The organism is Pseudomonas sp. CFBP 8770, assembly GCF_014841705.1.
GTDB lineage: Bacteria > Pseudomonadota > Gammaproteobacteria > Pseudomonadales > Pseudomonadaceae > Aquipseudomonas.
In genome coordinates, this window is sequence record NZ_JACYUL010000005.1 from 401482 (window position 1) to 418792 (window position 17311).

Annotated in this window: 20 protein-coding genes; 4 read left to right on the forward strand and 16 right to left on the reverse strand. The window is 64.5% G+C overall.

Going from position 1 to position 17311, the window contains the following annotated elements; translation table 11 throughout:
* The first annotated feature begins 39 nt into the window (after nt 1-39).
* Nucleotides 40-1248: an EAL domain-containing protein gene (locus tag IFT98_RS13895; protein WP_192049327.1), complete on the forward strand. Its 1209-nt coding sequence runs from the start codon at nt 40-42 to the stop codon at nt 1246-1248.
* A 534-nt stretch (nt 1249-1782) separates the two neighbouring features.
* Here IFT98_RS13895 and modC read toward each other — a convergent pair.
* From modC to tusD, 11 genes are all read right to left on the reverse strand, one after another.
* Nucleotides 1783-2862, reverse strand: coding sequence for a molybdenum ABC transporter ATP-binding protein (gene modC / locus IFT98_RS13900; protein WP_192049329.1), 1080 nt, complete (start codon nt 2860-2862; stop codon nt 1783-1785).
* Between the two features lie 4 nt (nt 2863-2866).
* Nucleotides 2867-3547 (reverse strand): molybdate ABC transporter permease subunit, encoded by a 681-nt coding sequence (modB, locus tag IFT98_RS13905; protein WP_192049331.1) that lies wholly within the window; start codon nt 3545-3547, stop codon nt 2867-2869.
* Complete coding sequence (gene modA, locus IFT98_RS13910; protein WP_122797488.1) at nt 3547-4296, reverse strand: molybdate ABC transporter substrate-binding protein; 750 nt, start codon at nt 4294-4296, stop codon at nt 3547-3549. The genes modB and modA overlap by 1 nt, the downstream gene beginning before the upstream one ends.
* Before the next feature lie 114 nt (nt 4297-4410).
* Nucleotides 4411-5247 carry a bifunctional DNA-binding transcriptional regulator/O6-methylguanine-DNA methyltransferase Ada gene (gene ada, locus IFT98_RS13915; RefSeq protein WP_192049333.1) on the reverse strand — a complete coding sequence of 279 codons (837 nt, stop codon included), beginning with the start codon at nt 5245-5247 and terminating at the stop codon, nt 4411-4413.
* A gap of 73 nt (nt 5248-5320) precedes the next feature.
* The gene (gene alkB, locus IFT98_RS13920) at nt 5321-5971 is read right to left on the reverse strand and encodes a DNA oxidative demethylase AlkB (RefSeq protein ID WP_192049335.1); all 651 of its coding nucleotides are present in this window, start codon (nt 5969-5971) and stop codon (nt 5321-5323) included.
* Between the two features lie 5 nt (nt 5972-5976).
* Nucleotides 5977-6984, reverse strand: coding sequence for a glutathione S-transferase family protein (locus IFT98_RS13925; protein WP_192049337.1), 1008 nt, complete (start codon nt 6982-6984; stop codon nt 5977-5979).
* Nucleotides 6985-7298: 314 nt separating this feature from the next.
* Entirely contained in the window at nt 7299-8315 is a 1017-nt protein-coding gene (locus IFT98_RS13930) for a glycosyl transferase family protein (protein ID WP_192049339.1), read from the reverse strand.
* On the reverse strand, nt 8312-8647 hold the full coding sequence (locus IFT98_RS13935) for a TusE/DsrC/DsvC family sulfur relay protein (RefSeq protein WP_192049341.1): 336 nt from the start codon (nt 8645-8647) through the stop codon (nt 8312-8314). Before IFT98_RS13935 ends, IFT98_RS13930 begins: the two co-directional genes overlap by 4 nt.
* A complete protein-coding gene (gene tusB / locus IFT98_RS13940; RefSeq protein ID WP_192049343.1) occupies nt 8644-8937 on the reverse strand; it encodes a sulfurtransferase complex subunit TusB in 294 nt (97 codons plus the stop codon). Before tusB ends, IFT98_RS13935 begins: the two co-directional genes overlap by 4 nt.
* Nucleotides 8937-9296 carry a sulfurtransferase complex subunit TusC gene (gene tusC / locus IFT98_RS13945; protein WP_192049345.1) on the reverse strand — a complete coding sequence of 120 codons (360 nt, stop codon included), beginning with the start codon at nt 9294-9296 and terminating at the stop codon, nt 8937-8939. Before tusC ends, tusB begins: the two co-directional genes overlap by 1 nt.
* A gap of 1 nt (nt 9297) precedes the next feature.
* Nucleotides 9298-9690 carry a sulfurtransferase complex subunit TusD gene (gene tusD / locus IFT98_RS13950; protein ID WP_192049347.1) on the reverse strand — a complete coding sequence of 131 codons (393 nt, stop codon included), beginning with the start codon at nt 9688-9690 and terminating at the stop codon, nt 9298-9300.
* A gap of 595 nt (nt 9691-10285) precedes the next feature.
* Between tusD and IFT98_RS13955 the strand changes: the two genes are divergently transcribed.
* Nucleotides 10286-10570, forward strand: a complete 285-nt coding sequence (locus tag IFT98_RS13955; protein WP_122797496.1) for a hypothetical protein — start codon at nt 10286-10288, stop codon at nt 10568-10570.
* 12 nt (nt 10571-10582) lie between these two features.
* Here the strand turns inward: IFT98_RS13955 and IFT98_RS13960 are convergent, their stop codons facing one another.
* Nucleotides 10583-12118: a sensor domain-containing diguanylate cyclase gene (locus IFT98_RS13960; RefSeq protein ID WP_192049349.1), complete on the reverse strand. Its 1536-nt coding sequence runs from the start codon at nt 12116-12118 to the stop codon at nt 10583-10585.
* A gap of 205 nt (nt 12119-12323) precedes the next feature.
* Between IFT98_RS13960 and IFT98_RS13965 the strand changes: the two genes are divergently transcribed.
* Nucleotides 12324-13283 (forward strand): 2-hydroxyacid dehydrogenase, encoded by a 960-nt coding sequence (locus tag IFT98_RS13965; protein ID WP_192049351.1) that lies wholly within the window; start codon nt 12324-12326, stop codon nt 13281-13283.
* Between the two features lie 101 nt (nt 13284-13384).
* Here IFT98_RS13965 and IFT98_RS13970 read toward each other — a convergent pair whose 3' ends face one another.
* Nucleotides 13385-13645: an ogr/Delta-like zinc finger family protein gene (locus tag IFT98_RS13970; RefSeq protein ID WP_122477941.1), complete on the reverse strand. Its 261-nt coding sequence runs from the start codon at nt 13643-13645 to the stop codon at nt 13385-13387.
* Between the two features lie 302 nt (nt 13646-13947).
* Between IFT98_RS13970 and IFT98_RS13975 the strand changes: the two genes are divergently transcribed.
* Nucleotides 13948-14328: a helix-turn-helix domain-containing protein gene (locus IFT98_RS13975; protein WP_192049353.1), complete on the forward strand. Its 381-nt coding sequence runs from the start codon at nt 13948-13950 to the stop codon at nt 14326-14328.
* A 5-nt stretch (nt 14329-14333) separates the two neighbouring features.
* Here IFT98_RS13975 and IFT98_RS13980 read toward each other — a convergent pair whose 3' ends face one another.
* The 3 genes from IFT98_RS13980 to IFT98_RS13990 all read right to left on the reverse strand — a co-directional run bounded on the left by IFT98_RS13980 (nt 14334) and on the right by IFT98_RS13990 (nt 17285).
* Nucleotides 14334-14684 carry a putative holin gene (locus IFT98_RS13980; protein ID WP_192049354.1) on the reverse strand — a complete coding sequence of 117 codons (351 nt, stop codon included), beginning with the start codon at nt 14682-14684 and terminating at the stop codon, nt 14334-14336.
* Nucleotides 14685-14879: 195 nt separating this feature from the next.
* Nucleotides 14880-16331, reverse strand: a complete 1452-nt coding sequence (locus IFT98_RS13985) for a SulP family inorganic anion transporter (protein ID WP_192049356.1) — start codon at nt 16329-16331, stop codon at nt 14880-14882.
* 117 nt (nt 16332-16448) lie between these two features.
* The gene (locus IFT98_RS13990; RefSeq protein ID WP_192049358.1) at nt 16449-17285 is read right to left on the reverse strand and encodes an aldo/keto reductase; all 837 of its coding nucleotides are present in this window, start codon (nt 17283-17285) and stop codon (nt 16449-16451) included.
* Nucleotides 17286-17311 lie beyond the last annotated feature (26 nt).

A 17311-nucleotide genomic window follows, 5' to 3' on the forward strand; every position in this document is an offset into this window, starting at 1 on the left:
GGAGTTGAACATAGGCATCAAGAAACAGGGGAAGTGATCGTGTCAGACATCAAACCAACGGTGTTACTCGTCGAAAGTCATGGGTTCCAGCGTGCGATCGCGGTGCAGATGCTCAGCCAGTTGGGTTGCTCGTGCGTGTATCAGGCGCAGACCAGCGAGCAGGCTGTGCAGTTGCTGCGCGAGCACCAACCCATTGATGTGCTGGTGTGCAATGTCGACGTGCTGGGCGTGGGGGCGTTGCGCATCATCGAGGAAGCGGTCACTCGCAAGCGGGTGCGCGCCGTGCTGATCGGCGGCGGGATAGAGCCGGAAGTGCGCACAGGGCTGTACCAGTGGGTGTCGATGCTGGGCCTGGAATACCTCGTGGACGCAGGCAGCCCGTTGGATTTCGACCGCTTGCAACGATTCTTCGAGGCGTTGAACAAGCCCCGTGACGCGCTCGTGCCGACACTTGCGAAGGCGCGTATCGGACGCGTCGAGGTGCAGGCGGGAATCGCTGCCGGTCAGTTCGAGGTCTGCTTTCTACCACGCTGCACGGTGGCCGACGGGCGCATCCGCAGCGTCGATGCGCAGTTGAGCTGGCAGCATCCACGGCATGGCCCGCTGGCTATGCCGCAGTTCTGCGCAGCAGTGGAGCGGGCCGGGCTGGGCAATGCGTTGCTGCTGTACATGGCCCAGCAGGCGGTCGAAGTTCAGCAGCGGCTTGCGCGAGAAGGGTTGCCGGTGGGCTTGAGCCTGGGGGTGAGGCTCGAGCAACTCGGTCACCCACCGTTGATGAACGAGTTGCTGGGCATATTGCGTGGGCATCTGACCGGCAAGCACCGCGTGGCACTGGAACTCAGCCATGTCGGTCTGGCCCGGCCCAAGGCTCAATACCTGGAAACCCTGCTACGCGTTCGGTTGATGGGCTGTGATCTGGGCATGCAGGGGTTCGGTTTCGGCGGTGCCTCGCTGCAGCGCCTGTGTCAATGGCCGATCAACCAGCTGCGTTTGGCTTCACCCTTCCTGCTCGAAGCCCCGCACCAGTCGCGGCATCTGGCGGTGGTTCAGCACATGTCGGTGGCCGCGCGCACCCTGGGCATCGAACTGACGGTGACCGGGGTGCAGAGCGCGGTGCATCACCTGCTGTTGTTCGATCTGGGTTGCCTGCGCGGACAAGGCGACTACTTCGCCAGGCCGCTGAGCGCCGACGCGCTGCGCGAACGCCTCCAGCAACCGAAAACGCTGCAACCGATCCGCCGTGAGTAGCCGCGTCCGGGGGCGCTGCGGGGTGTCAGGTGGATTGCACGCGCCGATGACGCGGCTCGCGCCGCTGCTACAGGGGATCGCGGTCTGTAGCAGCGGTCCAAGCCGCGTCCGGGGGCGCTGCGGAGTATCAGGCGGATTGGGTGCGCCGATGACGCGGCTCGTGCCGCTGCTACAGGGGATCGCGGTCTGTAGCCGCGGCGCAAGCCGCGTCCGGGGGCGCTGCGGGGTGTCAGGTGGCCGGCATGCGCCGATGACGCGGCTCGCGCCGCTGCTACAGGGGATCGCGGTCTGTAGCAGCGGCGCAAGCCGCGTCCGGGGGCGCTGCGGAGTGTCAGGTGGATAGCATGCGCCGATGACGCGGCTCGCGCCGCTACTACAGGGGATCGCGTTCTGTAGCAGCGGCGCAAGCCGCGTCCGCGTGCGCTGCGGAGTGTCAGGTGGATGGCATGCGCCGATGACGCGGCTCGCGCCGCTGCTACAGGGGATCGCGGTCTGTAGCAGCGGCGCAAGCCGCGTCCGGGGGCGCTGCGGTGTTCAGGCCAATACCGCCACGGCCTTGATCTGCGCCCAGGCTCGCAAACCGGCCGCTACGCCCAACTGGTCCGCGGAATAGCGGGTGATTCGTGCCAGGATCAATGTCTCGCCGGCGCGCAGACTGAGCTGCACATGGGCCGGATTGTGCGCTGCCGACACCTGCTCGACGGTGACGGCGAAACGATTGAGAATGCTGCTGGCGTCGTCCGGGCTCAAGCTGAGGCTGACATCGCGGGCCTGTATCTTGATCCGCAAGCGGTCGCCGGCTGCCCGAGGGGCATGGGCGACGCGCAGAGGTTCGACGACGCCCGGCAATTGCAGGGACAGCAGTTGATAGATCGGATCGTAGTCCCGGACCCTGGCCTGCACCACCACACCCGCGTCGGCTTCGCGCGCCATGGGCAGATCGAGGCGCTCCAGCGTCGGCCCCAGCGGCCCGCTGCCCAGCACGCGGCCGTGCCGCAGCACCACCAGATGGTCGGCCAGCCGCGCGACCTCGTCCTGGGCATGGCTGACATACACCACGGGAATGTCCAGCTCGTCATGCAACCGTTCCAGATAGGGCAGGATCTCGGCCTTGCGGCGGCTGTCGAGCGCCGCCAGCGGCTCGTCCATCAGCAGCAGCCCAGGGCTGGTCAGCAGCGCGCGTGCGATGCCGACGCGCTGCCGTTCGCCGCCGGACAGGTTAGCCGGCTGGCGTTCCAGCAAATGCTCGATGCCCAGCAGGTTGCACGCCTGATCGAGCGCGACCTTGCGTTGGCCGGGTTTGATCCGCCGCCAGCCGTACTCAAGATTTCCACGCACCGAGAGGTGCTCGAACAGGCTGGCCTCCTGGAACACATAGCCGAGCGCCCGCTTGTGGGGCGCGAGAAAGATACCCTTGGCGCTGTCCTGCCAGACCTCGCCATTGACTTCGATGCAGGCATTGGGCGCCTTCGCCAATCCGGCCAGGCAGCGCAGGCAGGTGGTCTTGCCCGATCCGGAATCGCCGAACAGCGCGCTGACCCCGCGTCCGGGCAGTTGCAGGTCGACGTCCAGCGAGAACGCCCCATACGTCATATTGATACGGGCACGGATCATTCCATCAACTCCACGACGAACGCGGCTGGCGGCCGCGGTGCAACAACAGCAGCACGGCGAAGGAAAACACCAGCATGGCCCCGGCGAGCCAGTGCGCCTGGGCGTATTCCATGGCTTCGACATGATCGAAGATCTGCACCGACACCACCCGCGTCTTGTCCGGTATGTTGCCGCCAATCATCAGTACCACGCCGAATTCACCCACGGTATGGGCAAAGCCCAGAATGCTGGCGGTGACGAAACCCGGCTTGGCCTGCGGTAGCACCACGCTGAAGAAGCAGTCCCAAGGGCTGGCGCGCAAGGTCGCCGCCACTTCCAGCGGGCGCTCGCCGATGGCCTTGAAAGCGTTCTGCAACGGCTGGACCACGAAAGGCATGGAGTAGATCACCGAACCGATCACCAGCCCGGTGAAGCTGAACACCACCGAGCCCAGACCCAGCGCTTGCGTTGCCTGGCCGATGAAGCCGTGGGGGCCCAGCACCAGCAACAGGTAGAAACCGATGACCGTCGGCGGCAACACCAGGGGCAGGGCAACCACCGCGCCCACGGCGCCCCTCCAAGGCGACGCGGTACGCGCCAGCCACCATGCGATGGGCGTGCCGATCAGCAGCAGAATCACCGTGGTCAGGCTGGCCAGCTTGGCCGTCAGCCAGATCGCGCTCAGGTCGCTGGCGTCCAGCGGCATCAGATCTGGTAGCCGTACGACTTGATGATGGCGGCGGCGGCCGGGCCTTTCAGGTATTGCATCAGCGCCTTGGCGGCGTCGCTGTCACGGCCCTTGTTGAGAATCACCGCATCCTGCTTGATCGGATCATGCAAGGCCGCCGGCACGATCCAGGCCGAGCCTTGTTCGACTTTGCCATCCTTGAAAATCTGCGACAGTGCGACGAAACCCAATTCGGCATTGCCGGTGGAGACGAACTGGAAAGCCTGGGTGATGTTCTGACCTTCGACCAGTTTGGGCTGGGTGGCCTGGGTGAGGTTCATCTTCGCCAGCACCTGGGTCGCTGCCAACCCGTAGGGTGCCGCCTTGGGGTTGGCGATGGACAGGTGCTGATAGCTGTTGCCTTTGAGCACGGCGCCTTCGGCGTCGACGTAGCCAGGCTTGGCCGACCACAGCGCCAGGGTGCCCGTGGCGTAGGTGAAGCGTGAGCCGGGAACGGTTTCCTGCTCGCTTTCCAGTTTGGCCGGCGTGCTGTCGTCGGCGGCCAGGAACACTTCGAACGGCGCGCCGTTCTTGATCTGGGTATAGAACTGACCGGTCGAGCCATAGGCGGCGACGAGCTTGTGCCCGGTGTCGGCCTCGAACGCCTTGGCGATGGCCTGTATGGGCGCGGTGAAGTTGGCGGCAACAGCCACCTGTACCTCATCGGCGTATGCACTGTTGAGGGCCATTGCGGCGCCGAGGGCAAGCAGGCTGGTGGTGAACTTCATTGGACAGCGCTCTGTGGAAAAAAAGACTACCGTCATATAGCAAAATATATAGCGCTTTGCCAGTCTTGCACGCTGTTTCCCGAACCTGTGCAGAGCTCAACGACGAGGCCAGCGTCATGGCATGTCAGGCTCGCGCTCGCGCGCGAGCAGTTCGCGCTTGCGCTCGACACCCCAGCGGTATCCGGAAAGCCCACCGTCGGTGCGTACCACTCGATGACAGGGCACCGCCACGGCCAGGGCGTTCGCCGCGCAGGCCCCGGCCACGGCGCGCACTGCGTTCGGCGCGCCGATACTGGCTGCGACCTCAGCGTAGCTGGCCGTGGTTCCAGGCTCGATCCTGGCCAGTGCCTGCCATACCCGTTGCTGGAAAGCCGTACCGCGGATGTCCAGAGGCAAGTCCAGACCTGCCCTCGGCGCCTCGATGAAGCCCAGCACCTTGGCCACGATCGCTTCGAAGTCTGAGTCGGCGCCTATCAGTGCTGCCTTTGGGAAGCGCCGTTGCAGATCCTCGAGCAAGGCTTGCGGCTCGTCACCGAGCAGGATCGCGCACACACCGCGCTCGCTGCAGGCCACCAGCACCGCGCCCAGGCTGCATTGGGCAAGGGCGAAATGGATCGAGGCATTGCTGCCCCCTTGGCGGAAAGCCGCCGGGGCCATGCCGAGCATGCCGTTGGCGGCCTCGTAGAACCGCCCGGATGAATTGAAGCCGCTGGCGTACAGCGTTTCGGTCACGGATTTGCCCTGATGAAGCTGTTCACGGACTTTTTCCGCCCGCCGAGCACTGGCGTAGCTGCGCGGCGTGACACCCGTCACGGCCTTGAACACCCGGTGGAAATGCCAAGGGCTCAAGCCGGCGCGTTCGGCCAGTTCGCTGAGTTCGGGCAGTTCGTCGCTGGCCTCGATCTGGCGGCAGGCGGCCGCGACCAGTCGGCTGTGGTGGGTAGTGGGCATGGCGCGATTCCGTGGATCGTCGAGGTGGCCATGTTAGCCGCTGCTGCCGGCGCTGACACTCCGCTGCTTGCGCTCAGCCAGCCTTGCGCAGGGTGAAGTTGATCCGTTGCGGCCCCATCACCGGGTGCACGCCTTCCTTGAGCGGCAGCACCCCGTGAAAGCGCAGGCGGTCGACCCCGCCCCAGACCATCACATCGCCGTGCAGCAGGGGCACGCGGATCGGCCGATCGCTGCGCTGCAGACCGCCGAGCTGGAACATCGCCGCAAGCCCGAGGGACACCGAGACGATGGGCGCGGTGTAATCGCGCTCGTTGCGGTCCTGATGCAGGGACATCCTGGCACCGGGCACGTAGCGGTTGAGCAGGCAGGCATCGGGTATGAAATCCTCGAAACCGGCCGCTGCCGCTGCTTCCCGAGCCAGCGTGCGAAGCACCTCGGGCAGCACTGGCCACGGGCGGCCGCTGAGAGGATCGTCGCTGACGTAGCGATAGCCCCGCGCATCGGTGCTCCATCCGAACTGCCCGCAGTTGCTCAACGCTACCGACATGGTGTGGCCGCCTGGCGTTTCCATGCGGCGGAAGGGGGCTGCCTTGAGCACTACGCGCAGGGCCGGCAGGATGTCGTCCAGCCAGGGCAGGGCGAAGCCACGCAGGACGAAGGTCTGCTCGCCCAGAGCTTCGCGGCGACTGGGTTGTTGGGGTTCGTCGAACAGTGAGGACTGCACTGCAATCAGCCTTGCGCGCGTTGCCAGATGCCGCGGCCGACCAGGCGCTCACGGTCATGGGCAGCGTTGAAATCCTGCGCTGGCCCTTTGGGCACGATAGCGGTCGGGTTGATGGTCGGATGGCTGGTGTAGTAATGGCCCTTGATGTGTTCGAAGTCCACCGTCTGGGCGATGCCTGGCCACTGGTACAGCTCGCGCAACCAGTTCGACAGGTTCGGGTAGTCGGCGATGCGCCGCAGGTTGCACTTGAAGTGTCCGTGGTACACCGCGTCGAAACGGATCAGGCTGGTGAACAGGCGCCAGTCGGCTTCGGTGAGGTATTCCCCGGTCACGTAGCGCTGGGTATCCAGAATCGTTTCGAGACGGTCGAGTTCGGCGAACACATCGTCGAAAGCGCTGGCGTAAGCCTGTTGCGAAGTGGCGAAGCCGGCGCGGTAGACGCCGTTGTTCACGTTCGGGTAAACCGCGTCGTTGACGCGCTCGATGGCTGTGCGCAGGGGCTCGGGATAGAGGTCCAGGCAATTGCCGGTGAGGGCATCGAAGGCGCTGTTGAACATGCGAATGATCTCGGCCGACTCGTTGCTGACGATGCGGCTCTGCTGTTTGTCCCACAGCACCGGTACCGTCACCCGGCCGGTGTAGTGCGGGTCGTCGCGGGTGTAGCGCTCGTGCAGGTAGCGCAACGGTTCCAGGTGGTCACCGCTCGAGCCTGTCTGGCTGTCGAACGTCCATCCGTGCTCGCCCATGTGCCAGCTCACCACCGACACGTCGATCGAGTGTTCCAGCCCTTTGAGGCTGCGCACGATCAGGGTGCGATGGGCCCACGGGCATGCCAGCGAGACGTACAGATGGTAGCGACCGGCTTCGGCCTTGAAGCCGCCCTGGCCGCTGGGGCCGGCTTGGCCGTCGGCCGTGACCCAATGGCGGCGCTGCGAGGCCTCGCGCTGGAACGCGCCGTCTTCACTGCTTTCGTACCACTGGTCGTGCCAGCGTCCTTCGATCAGCAAACCCATGTTTGTCTCCCGAGTGCGTATCGGCAAACTGTATCACGCTGTTCCGTTGCTGCGGCGCACACCGCGTGTACCGCCGACGCGGCTTGCGCCGCTGCTACACGCGTAAGGCGGGCACCCCGCGCGTACCGCCGACGCGGCTCGCGCCGCTGCTACACGCGTAAGCCGGGCACCCCGCGTGTACCGCCGACCGCTACTACATACGCCCCGCGATTCTCCGTGGGAGCGGTCAGTGGCCGCGAAACTGGCGCCGCGGTGGATCAGGCAATCTGCGGGGCCTAGTCCGCGGCCACTGACCGCTCCCACACAGGGCGCTGTCAGCTCTTCTTCGTGCAGGCCCCCAGGTCGCGTGCCGCCCAAAGCGTGCGGGCTTCGTCGAAGGCCTGCTCGCGAGAGCTGCCCAGCCCGCGCAGGGCGAGCGCGATGGTGGAGATCAAGGCCAGTTCGCCGTAGCTGTCCTGGCGCTCACCCTGCCAGAACTCGACCAGATGACCGACGTCAAGGCTCGGCGGCTTCACATGGCGCTGGGCGGCCAGGGCAGGCCATTCCTCATCCCAGGGCAGGTGGTCGCGGGTGCCATAGAGATGGCTGGCGCTGTCCGGGTTGATCTCGATTTCGCCACCGTCGCCTTTGACCACGATCGCCGTGTCGCCGAGCAGGCCGCTGGCATCGCGATGCACCGCCTGGTAGCCCGGGTGGAAGATGCTCTGCAGGCCACAGCGGGCCCCAAGCGGGTTGAGAATCCGCGCCAGGGAATGAATGGGCGAGCGCAGGCCCAAGGTATTGCGCAGGTCGATCATGCGTTGCAGGGGCGCTGCCCAGTCCATCAGCGGGGAAAACGCCAGGCCCTGTTCATCGAGCGCCTGGCCAACGGCATGCCAGTCCCGACACAGCGCAATGTTCAAGGTGCCGAGCAATTGTTCGCTGTACAGCCGCCCGGCGGTATGGGCGCCCGCGCCGTGCATGAATATGCGCCGACCGCTGCCGCCCAGGCATTTGGCCGCCAGCAGGTACCATGGCAGATGGCGCTTCTTGCCCGCGTAGGTTGGCCAGTCCAGATCGACCGCCAGTGCCGGCGCCTGCAGGCGTTCGCGCAAGGCGAGGGTGAAACCGGCGAGTTCCTCGGCGCTTTCCTCCTTGTGCCGCAGCAGCATGAGGAAGGCGCCCAGCTGCGCGTCTTCCACCCGCCCATCGAGCAGCATGCCCATGGCCTCGCGGGCCTCTTCACCGGTGAGGTTGCGTGCACCGCGCTTGCCCTTGCCCAGGGCTCGCACGAATTGGGCGAATGGGTGTTCTTCGGGGGTTTCCAGCATCAGTGCAGGGTAGTCGGTCATATGCAATTGGTCGGTTTGGGCAGGCCCGCCAGCTTGGCAGCGAGTTTGGCAGGAGTGCCGTTGAACAGGCGATTGAGGTGCAGGCTGTTGCCTCTGTCAGCGCCCAGCTGCTGCGCGACGTACTTGATCAGCGGCCGCGTCGCGGGCGATAGCTGGTACTGGGCATGAAAGCGGCGCAGCAGTTCGATGATCTGCCAGTGGTCGGGCGTCAGCTGCAGACCCTCGGCGGCCGCCAGAGCCTGAGCGACTTGCGGACTCCAGTCGGCCAGCGACTGCAGGTAGCCGTCCGGATCCAGCGCGATGGTGCGCCCGTCGACGATGAGTGTTGTCATAGCCAGCTATTGACCTTTTCATAGGCCAGGGTCAGCTCGACGAACGCCGGGTAGTCGAGCAGCTCGACCCCGGGGTTGTTCGGCAAAGCGCGTGCCTGAGCGTCTTCGGCCAGGGCGAACACGGCGATGCCGGCGCTCGCCAGCGCTGCCCAGGGCTCGCTGCCGGGCGCCAAAGCGTAGACCGCATCGCCGCTGAGCAGAATGGCGTCGTCGTTGCCCAGCAGACGCAGGCAACTGTGCAGGCGCTGGTCGCTGAACGGCGAATGTGACAGTACGTGAAGGGTACTCATTACAAGGTCACCACAAGGTCGAAGCGCGCCAGCAGCTCGCGCAGCTGCGCTTCTGCAAGCGCCTGCGCGGGCAGGGCCAGCCCTGAGTCGGCCAGGCCACGTCGTGCCAGGCTGGCGCTGCAGACGAACACCTCCTCGACACCGAACAGCGGCAGCGCCTGCAGGTTGGCCGCAAGATTCTTGTGCTGCACGGCATCCGGCGCCTGGTCATCCAGCAGCTGGTAGACGCCGTCATCGAGAAACAGCATGGCTATCGGCAGGTCGTAGGCACCGCCGGCCAGGGCGATGTCCAGCGCCTCGCGTGCGGCAGGGCCTGCCCAGGGGGCTTGACGGCTGATGATCAGCATGGACTTGGCCATGTCAATGGCCTCCAAAGCTGACGAGCCGATCGGCCTGCTGGGCGGCTTCGTGCAATTGCCCCAACCCGGACAGCTGCCAGGGTTCGCTCAGGTTGGCGGCCGGGCGCTGGTAGCGACGTGCTTCTTCGTCGTCGAGCACACCGCGCCGCAGGGCGGCGGCGATGCACACCACCGCGTCTATCTGATGTTCGACGACAAAGGCGCGCCACTGTGCGGCCGTGTCGGTTTCATCCTGCGCGGTAACGATGTTGCTGGACGCCGTGTGCACGCCGTCCTGGTAGAAGAACACCCGCAGCAGTTGGTGGCCTTGAGCCAGGACCGCTCGGGCGAACAGCAGCGCGCGCCGCGAGGCCGGCGAGTGGGCGGGCGAATAGACAGCGATGGCAAACTTCATGGTCGGCTCTGGTATGGAACTGTGGCCATGATAAAGGCTGCCTTCGCAAAAAGCCTAGCGTGAAGCGCCGCGTGGGAAATCAATGCCCGCACGCTTCCCGTAGGAGCGGTCAGCGGCCGCGAAAAGGGCGCCGCCGATGGGCTGATACACCGCGGCGCCCGGTTCGCGGCCACGGACCGCTCCCACAGAGGTTGTCCATGGTTGCCAAGGATGCGTTTCCCGTGGGAGCGGTCAGCGGCCGCGAAAAGGGCGCCACCAATGGGCTGATACACTGCGGCGCCCGGTTCGCGGCCACGGGCCGCTCCCACAGGAGGCCGGTCGTGGCCGGTGTGACAGCGTGCCGCAGCGACGCCGTGCGCCGCTCTGGGCCGCGTGTCTGCGCAGACGTGCGGGCGGGGTTGTCATACATCTGCGCCTCAGTGCGGTTTACAGCGCCCAAGCAGCTGCCTAAAATTCACCCCAAGCGTCGGGACTCAACCAGTCGACAGCACGCTACCTATAAAAAAAGCCCGTCCAAGACGGGCTTTTTGCGTTTCCGGCTCGCCATTTTCCAGGCCGCCGCCCGCACACCGCCACCCACCGAGGCCTTTTTTCCATGTTGCGCCTGTTTTTGCTGTTGCTGTCCTATTGCTACAAACGCGTCACCACCAGCCTGGCCTCCATGCGCGATCAGCGCATCGACAGCGCCTACTCGACCTATGAAGAAGCCGAGGAGGGCGGCCGCTGGTCGTGGCTGACGCTGCTGACCATCGCCGTACTCAGCTTCTATATTCTCGGCAGCCTGGGCTTCTACGCCAAAGTGCATATCTGGGACGCGCTGTCCGAAGATCAGAAAAGCATGGTCATCGAGTCCATGGCCGCCAACCAGCAGATGCTCTGAACCTGCCTTGCACTAGACCACCAGCGGTTGCAGCGGATAGACCCTGTTGCGGCCCGAGCTCTTGGCTCGATAAAGCGCCTGGTCCGCGGCCTCCACCAGGCTCTGCGCGCGCACGTCCGGGTCGCTGTTGCGCCACACGTGAACACCGGCGCTGATGGTCACGATCCCCAGGTCGCTGCCTGCGTGGGCGATGGCCAGCGCGCGCACCGCCAGCAGCACCTTCTCCGCGACCTGCCAGGCACCGGCCTCGTCACTCTCGGGCAGCAGCACCAGAATTTCCTCGCCGCCGTAGCGCACCACCAGGTCTCCCGAGCGGCCCACACAGCTCAGCACCGCCTGGCCCACGGCCTTGATGCACTCATCTCCTGCGGGATGCCCGTACAGGTCGTTGAAGCGCTTGAAATGGTCGATGTCGAGCATGATCACACCCAGCGGCCGGGCGTTGCGCCGCGCCCGACCGATCTCGTCGGGCAGCGCCGCGTCCAGCTGGCGGCGGTTGGCCAGGCCGGTCAGGCCGTCCTGCATCGCCAGTTTCTGCAGCGCGGCGTGGGCATTGCGCAGCTCCGCCTCGGTGCGCAGGCCATGGCGGATCTGCCGGATCAGTGTCATCGCGCACAGGCCCAACGCCACCCCGACCACCAGCACGAAGGCTGCCGACCGCAGCAGATTCTCGTACCAGCTGGCCAGCAGCGATGCCTTGGACTCGGCGGTTTCCAGCACCAGCGGGTAATTGCGCAGCGCCTGGTAGCTGTACATGCGCTCGACATCGTCCACCAGCGAGCGCTGCATCAAGGTGCCGTGGCTGGCCTGGGGCAACATCTCGCTGAAGATCTTGCCCTTGGCCATGCTGCTGCCGATCACGTTCTCATCGAACGGGCGGCGCAGCAGGATGGTGCCGTCGTTGAGCAGCAGGGCGATCACCCCACGCTCGTCCAGGTCGAAACCGGCGTAGAACTGGTTGAAATACTCCACTTTCAGGGTCGCCAGCACCACGCCGGCAAACTTGCCGTCGGCACCGCTCAGGCGCCGGGATACCGGAATCACCAGTGCGTTGGTGGAGCGGCTGCGAATGACCGGCCCGACGTGCACCCCGGGGTCGGGATTGTCCAAGTGGTGGCGGAAGTATTCACGGTCGGCGTTGTTCAGCCCCGACGGGTCCACGGCGTTGGAACTGGCCACCCAGCGCCCTTGGCTGTCATAGATGAACAACCCCTGCAACTGCTCCATCGAGCGCGTCCAGCCCTGCATCAGGTTACGCAGGCGCTGCACCTCGGCAGGCGCCGTGCCGTCGACCTGAATGCGCTCGATCAGGCCCAGCAGTACCGTGTCCGATTGCTTGATGGTGTCTTCGGCATGCTGGGCCAGCGAGCGGGCCAGGTTGGACGTGGTGATCTCGCTGACACGCATGGCCTGCGCCCGTGCGGTGAGGGTCTGCCATACATCCAGCACGATCAGCGAGACGACCACCAGCGCCACGAAGAGGATAGCCATGCGCTGAGCCGAACTGTCGGACTTCAAGGCGGGTCGATACTGTGCGTCGTCTGGCATCAGGGGCTTCTTGGTCGGCAGGTAGGTGCAGTCTAGTGGGTTACGCCCAGCATACAACTGCCGTCTGCGATGCAGGCATGCGTGGTTGTAATCACATTGGGGCAGGTTGTACGATGACCTTGGTCGTCCATCATACGGGCTGCGTGGCGTCGTTGCGCCATGCCTTGCTTCGATAATAAATCCAACGATGCAAACAGGAGGTTTCATGACACAGCCATCGACCCGCGACGTTCCCGTCTTGATCATCGGCGCACTGCTGCCCAGCCTGCAGGAGGCCGTGGAAACCCACTTCGACGCCACCCGCTTCTGGGAACTGCCCGATCAGGACGCCTGGCTGGCGCAGCACGGCGATCGAATCAAGGCGATCGTCACCTCGGGTGCCCTGGGCGCGAGCAGCGAGGTGATCGCCAGGCTGCCCAAGCTCGAAGCCATCTTCAGCTTCGGCGTCGGCTACGATTCGATCGCCGTCGATGCTGCCCGTGACCGCGGCATCGTTGTGACCAACACTCCGGCGGTGCTGGACGATTGCGTCGCCGATACGGCCATGGCGCTGACCCTGGACGTGATGCGCCGCTACAGCGAGGCCGACCGCTTCGTGCGGGCGGGCAAGTGGACCCAGGGCAAGTTTCCGCTCGCCAGCAAGATCGGCGGCAAGAAGATCGGCATCGTCGGCCTGGGCAACATCGGCGAGTCCATCGCCAGGCGCGCTGCGGCGTTCGACATGCAGGTGCTCTACCACAACCGTAAACCCAAGGCGGGCGTCGCCTACCAGTACTACGCCGACCTGGATGCGATGATCACCGACTGCGACGTGCTGGTGCTGGCAGTGCCTGGGGGCAAGTCCACCGAAGGCCTGATCGATGCCAAGCGCATCGGCCTGTTGGGCAGCAAGGGGTTCCTGGTCAATATCGCCCGCGGCAGTGTGGTCGACCAACCGGCGCTGATCGAGGCGCTGCGCGAGGGCCATATCGCCGGCGCGGGCCTGGATGTCTATGAGGACGAGCCTAACGTTCCGCAGGCGCTCATCGACCTGCACAACGTTGTGCTGCTGCCGCACCTGGCCAGCGGTACTCACGAGACCCGCCAGGCCATGGGCGACCTGGTGTGGAGCAATATTCAGGGTTATTTTCACGACGAGCGCAAAGTACTGACGCCCGTTGGCTGATACCGAGGTGAATGCTGCCCGCGCAATGCGGGCATTGTGAGGGTGGCTCCGTAGAGCGGGCGCCGGTCACCCTCAACAAGTGCCCGGCGCAGGCCATCCGCTCAGGCGGCGCCGGCCGTCTCGGCCGGCTTGCTGGCAGCGCGACGCAAGGCAATGGGCGCGCTGGGCAGGTGGATGTCGGGGTTCGCCACGCCGCTGGGCGACAACTCATGGGTCATCTCGAACTCCGCGCGCACCGACCAGCCGCAGATCTCGTTCGTACACTGCAGGTAGGCCACGCGCAGGAATACATGCGTGCCTTCGCTGGTGCGGATGCGCATTCTGTTCTTGCAGTGAGGGCAAACCATCTTGTATGTGCTCATTCTTCAAACCTTATGATCCGCACCGCGCTCGTACCACCGAGACGCCGGGATCAACTACAAAATTTTAAGTAAGTCTTCCGTGAGTGAACTGCTGGCGCTACCTGCGTCTTGCCTTTGCACAATGGGCGGCTAAATGCATTGGGTCTAATTAGCCGCGTCATGTAGGAAATTTCTTTATGATGTATGTAAGTTGTAGGGTTGCATCACGGATATCCTTGATTTATGAACTAGGGTTAATATTTATCTGCAATTCGAATAAATTAATATACTCAAATTGAGTGGGTCAAGCGGAAGTTCCCAACGTGTGTACCTCTGAAACAACCGAAGTGCTGAATCGGCTCAAGCATTTGCTGGCGGCTTCCAACGACGCAGCGCTTGCCAAGGCCCTGGGCATCAGCCCGCAAACCCTGGCCAGCTGGCGTGCTCGCTGCAGCATTCCGTACGCGTTGTGCATGGACCTGGCGCGCACCGATGGCATTTCCCTCGAGTGGTTGCTGTTGGGTCGCGGTGCCATGCTTGTCGAACCGCAGACCTTGCTCGCCGACGATGCGGTGGTTGCTGTGCTGGCCACTCTGCAAGGGCTTTGTGCCAAGGATCTGGAGTATGTTCATCAGGTTGCGCACGAGCGCAAACGGCTGCGTGAACTGGAACGGGAAGTTGCCAGCCTGCGGCGCTCTAACTGACGAACTCAAGAACCTCTGAAACGGCGCAGAATATCCTCGATGTCCAGCCGCCGAACCCAGTCTCGCAACTTCACGCTCAGCGGAATGACCAGCAGTGCGCAGCCGAATGCAGCGATGCCTCCGGTAAGTTGCGGTATCTGGTCCTGCGCCATGGGTGCGAAGAGCAGACCGACGCCGGCAGACAGCAGCAGGTTGGTCAACTTGCGTGCGCAGCTCGCGACCTGCTGTCGACTGATCACCAGGCAGGCGCCCAACACTGCGCCGAGCAGGTTATCGAAGGCTGGCCAGGATGCGGAGGCGCCCAGTGCCAAGGCCGATACCCCGGCGACGCCAGCGGTCAGCGTGTCCTGGTTCATGATCCGGCCCCTGAGGCCGGAGACCCGTCGCAATGGCACGATCCGTATTGTTCAAGCACTTGGCACCTCGCCTCGGGTCTGGAGCCGCAACCAGCGGCACTGGACCCATCCTGGCCCCGCGACTCTCAAGGCTCAAGGACGCAGCCTTGTAGGAAAGCCGGACAGAGGTACCCTGCCTGAACGGCGCAGACGAACTCAACCGATGGTGACGGCGGCGTGAGCCTTTTCCAGCAGGCGCTGGTTGCGCGAGGACAGTTGGCGCAGCTGCAGTTGCTTGCCGAACTTGCTGTAGCGGGCGGCCAGGTTTTCCATGGTGGCGATGGCCGAGTGATCCACCAGGTGCAGATGACGGCAATCGATGTAGACCTGGTCCGGGTCGTTCTGCGGATCGAACAGTGCCTGGAAATGCGTGGTCGAGGCGAAGAACAATGTGCCGTGCGGGGTATAGACGCGTGCCTCGTCGCTGTCGTGGACATCGCTGCGCATGTCGCGCGAATGCTGCCAGGCGAAGGCCAGCGCCGCGATTAGAATGCCGCAGAGCACGGCAGTGGCCAGGTCGGTGAACACGGTGATGATGGTCACTGCGATGATCACCACGGCATCGTTGGCGGGCACCTTGCCCAGTACCCGCACCGAACCCCAGGCAAAGGTCTGCTGCGCGACCACGAACATCACCCCGGCCAGTGCGGCCAGCGGGATGCGCTCGATCAGCGGCGACAGGAACAGGATGAACAGCAGGATCATCACCCCACTGACGATCCCGGACAGGCGCCCGCGGCCCCCCGAGCTCAGATTGATCACGGTCTGCCCGATCATCGCACAACCGCCCATGCCGCCGAACAGACCCGAGGTGATGTTGGCCACACCCAGCGCCACGCATTCGCGGTTGGGCTGACCGCGGGTCTCGGTGATCTCATCGGTGAGGTTGAAGGTCAGCAAGGTTTCCAGCAATCCGACCATGGCCATCAGCAGGGCATAGGGGGCGATGATCTTCAAGGTCGCCAGGTCCAGCGCAACGCTGGGCCACTCGAAGCTGGGCAGGCCGCCGGCGATGGTTGCCATGTCGGCCAGGGTGCGCGTGGGCAGATGCAGCCATTGCACCAACACACTGACGCCGATGATCGCCACCAGCGCACCGGGTACGGCCTTGGTCAGGCGCGGCAGCAGGTAGACCACGGCCATGGTCAGTGCCACCAGCCCGGTCATGATGCCCAGTTCAGCGAACGGCAGCCACTGACCGTCATGGGTCTTGAAGTGTTCGAGCTGCGACATGGCAATGACGATCGCCAGCCCGTTGACGAAGCCCAGCATGACCGGGTGCGGCACCATGCGTACCAGCTTGCCGAGCCGCAGCACGCCGAAGATCGCCATGATCAGGCCACTGAGTACCACCGTGGCCAACAGATATTGCACGCCGTGCTGTACCACCAGCGCAACGATGACCACGGCCATCGACCCGGCAGCGCCGGAAATCATCGCCGGGCGGCCGCCCAGCAACGCGGTGAGAGTACAGATGATGAAGGCGCCATATAAACCCATCAACGGGTTGACCTGGGCCACCAGGGCAAAGGCGATGCATTCGGGCACCAGCGCGAAGGAGGACGTCAGGCCAGCCAGTACGTTACGGCGTATATCGGTCAAGGACATGCAATACCTATCAGCACAAACACCCCGCGGCTTGGTAGCCGTGGGGTGTGTCTAGCGTTGTTTTGGGAGACGATCAGTTTAACAGGTGTTGCGGGGTGTGTCTGTCGAGCGCCCGTGTCAGGCGCCCATGTCGAAGGTGTCGGGGTTGGGGCCCAGGCGGCCGGTCTGCGGGATGTGGGCAATGGCCTGCATGTCCTGCAGGTCCAACTCGAAATCAAACACGTCGAGGTTCTGCGCGATGCGCTCCGGGTTGCTCGAACGTGGGATGACCACATGCTGGTTCTGGATATGCCAGCGCAGGATGACTTGGGCGGCGCTCTTGCCATGCTTCTCGGCGATCTGCGACAGCACTGGCTGGGAGAGCAGGGCACCGCCCTGGCCCAGGGGGCTCCACGACTCGGTGACGATGTTCAGGCCCTTGCAGAATTCGACCAGTTCGACCTGGGAAAAATCGGGGTGCAGTTCGATCTGGTTCACCGATGGCGTCACACCGGTATCGGCAATGATGTGCTGCAGGTGTTCGGGATGAAAGTTGGATACGCCGATGGAGCGCACGCGGCCTTCTTCCTGGAGCCGCACGAAGGCTTTCCAGGTGTCGCGGTAGGCGGCCTTCTTGGGCAGTGCCCAGTGTATGAGGTACAGGTCGAGCTGCTCCAGGCCCAGCTTGGCCATGCTCGCGTCGAAGGCGCGCAGGGTGCTGTCGTAGCCCTGGTCGGTGTTCCACAGTTTGGTGGTGATGAAGATCTCGTCGCGCGCCAGTCCGCTTTCGGCCACTGCGCGGCCGACGCCGGCCTCGTTGCCGTAGATCATGGCGGTGTCGATGTGCCGGTACCCGGCCTTGAGGGCGGCCACGCTCGACGCGTAGGCCTGATCGTCATCGAGCTGCCAGACGCCCAGACCCAGTTGCGGGATCTGGATGCCGTCGTTGAGGGTGATCAAGGGTGCGTGTGGCATGGGAAGTTGCTCCTGATGGCGGTGAG

What these genes read in the sequence shown, in the direction of transcription:
- modC (WP_192049329.1), bottom strand. Translation starts at nt 2,862, where the DNA reads ATGATCCGTGCCCGTATCAATATGACGTATGGGGCGTTCTCGCTGGAC.
- modB (WP_192049331.1), bottom strand. Translation starts at nt 3,547, where the DNA reads ATGCCGCTGGACGCCAGCGACCTGAGCGCGATCTGGCTGACGGCCAAG.
- modA (WP_122797488.1), bottom strand. Translation starts at nt 4,296, where the DNA reads ATGAAGTTCACCACCAGCCTGCTTGCCCTCGGCGCCGCAATGGCCCTC.
- ada (WP_192049333.1), bottom strand. Translation starts at nt 5,247, where the DNA reads ATGCCCACTACCCACCACAGCCGACTGGTCGCGGCCGCCTGCCGCCAG.
- IFT98_RS13925 (WP_192049337.1), bottom strand. Translation starts at nt 6,984, where the DNA reads ATGGGTTTGCTGATCGAAGGACGCTGGCACGACCAGTGGTACGAAAGC.
- IFT98_RS13930 (WP_192049339.1), bottom strand. Translation starts at nt 8,315, where the DNA reads ATGACCGACTACCCTGCACTGATGCTGGAAACCCCCGAAGAACACCCA.
- IFT98_RS13935 (WP_192049341.1), bottom strand. Translation starts at nt 8,647, where the DNA reads ATGACAACACTCATCGTCGACGGGCGCACCATCGCGCTGGATCCGGAC.
- tusB (WP_192049343.1), bottom strand. Translation starts at nt 8,937, where the DNA reads ATGAGTACCCTTCACGTACTGTCACATTCGCCGTTCAGCGACCAGCGC.
- tusC (WP_192049345.1), bottom strand. Translation starts at nt 9,296, where the DNA reads ATGGCCAAGTCCATGCTGATCATCAGCCGTCAAGCCCCCTGGGCAGGC.
- tusD (WP_192049347.1), bottom strand. Translation starts at nt 9,690, where the DNA reads ATGAAGTTTGCCATCGCTGTCTATTCGCCCGCCCACTCGCCGGCCTCG.
- IFT98_RS13955 (WP_122797496.1), top strand. Translation starts at nt 10,286, where the DNA reads ATGTTGCGCCTGTTTTTGCTGTTGCTGTCCTATTGCTACAAACGCGTC.
- IFT98_RS13960 (WP_192049349.1), bottom strand. Translation starts at nt 12,118, where the DNA reads ATGCCAGACGACGCACAGTATCGACCCGCCTTGAAGTCCGACAGTTCG.
- IFT98_RS13965 (WP_192049351.1), top strand. Translation starts at nt 12,324, where the DNA reads ATGACACAGCCATCGACCCGCGACGTTCCCGTCTTGATCATCGGCGCA.
- IFT98_RS13970 (WP_122477941.1), bottom strand. Translation starts at nt 13,645, where the DNA reads ATGAGCACATACAAGATGGTTTGCCCTCACTGCAAGAACAGAATGCGC.
- IFT98_RS13980 (WP_192049354.1), bottom strand. Translation starts at nt 14,684, where the DNA reads ATGAACCAGGACACGCTGACCGCTGGCGTCGCCGGGGTATCGGCCTTG.
- IFT98_RS13985 (WP_192049356.1), bottom strand. Translation starts at nt 16,331, where the DNA reads ATGTCCTTGACCGATATACGCCGTAACGTACTGGCTGGCCTGACGTCC.
- IFT98_RS13990 (WP_192049358.1), bottom strand. Translation starts at nt 17,285, where the DNA reads ATGCCACACGCACCCTTGATCACCCTCAACGACGGCATCCAGATCCCG.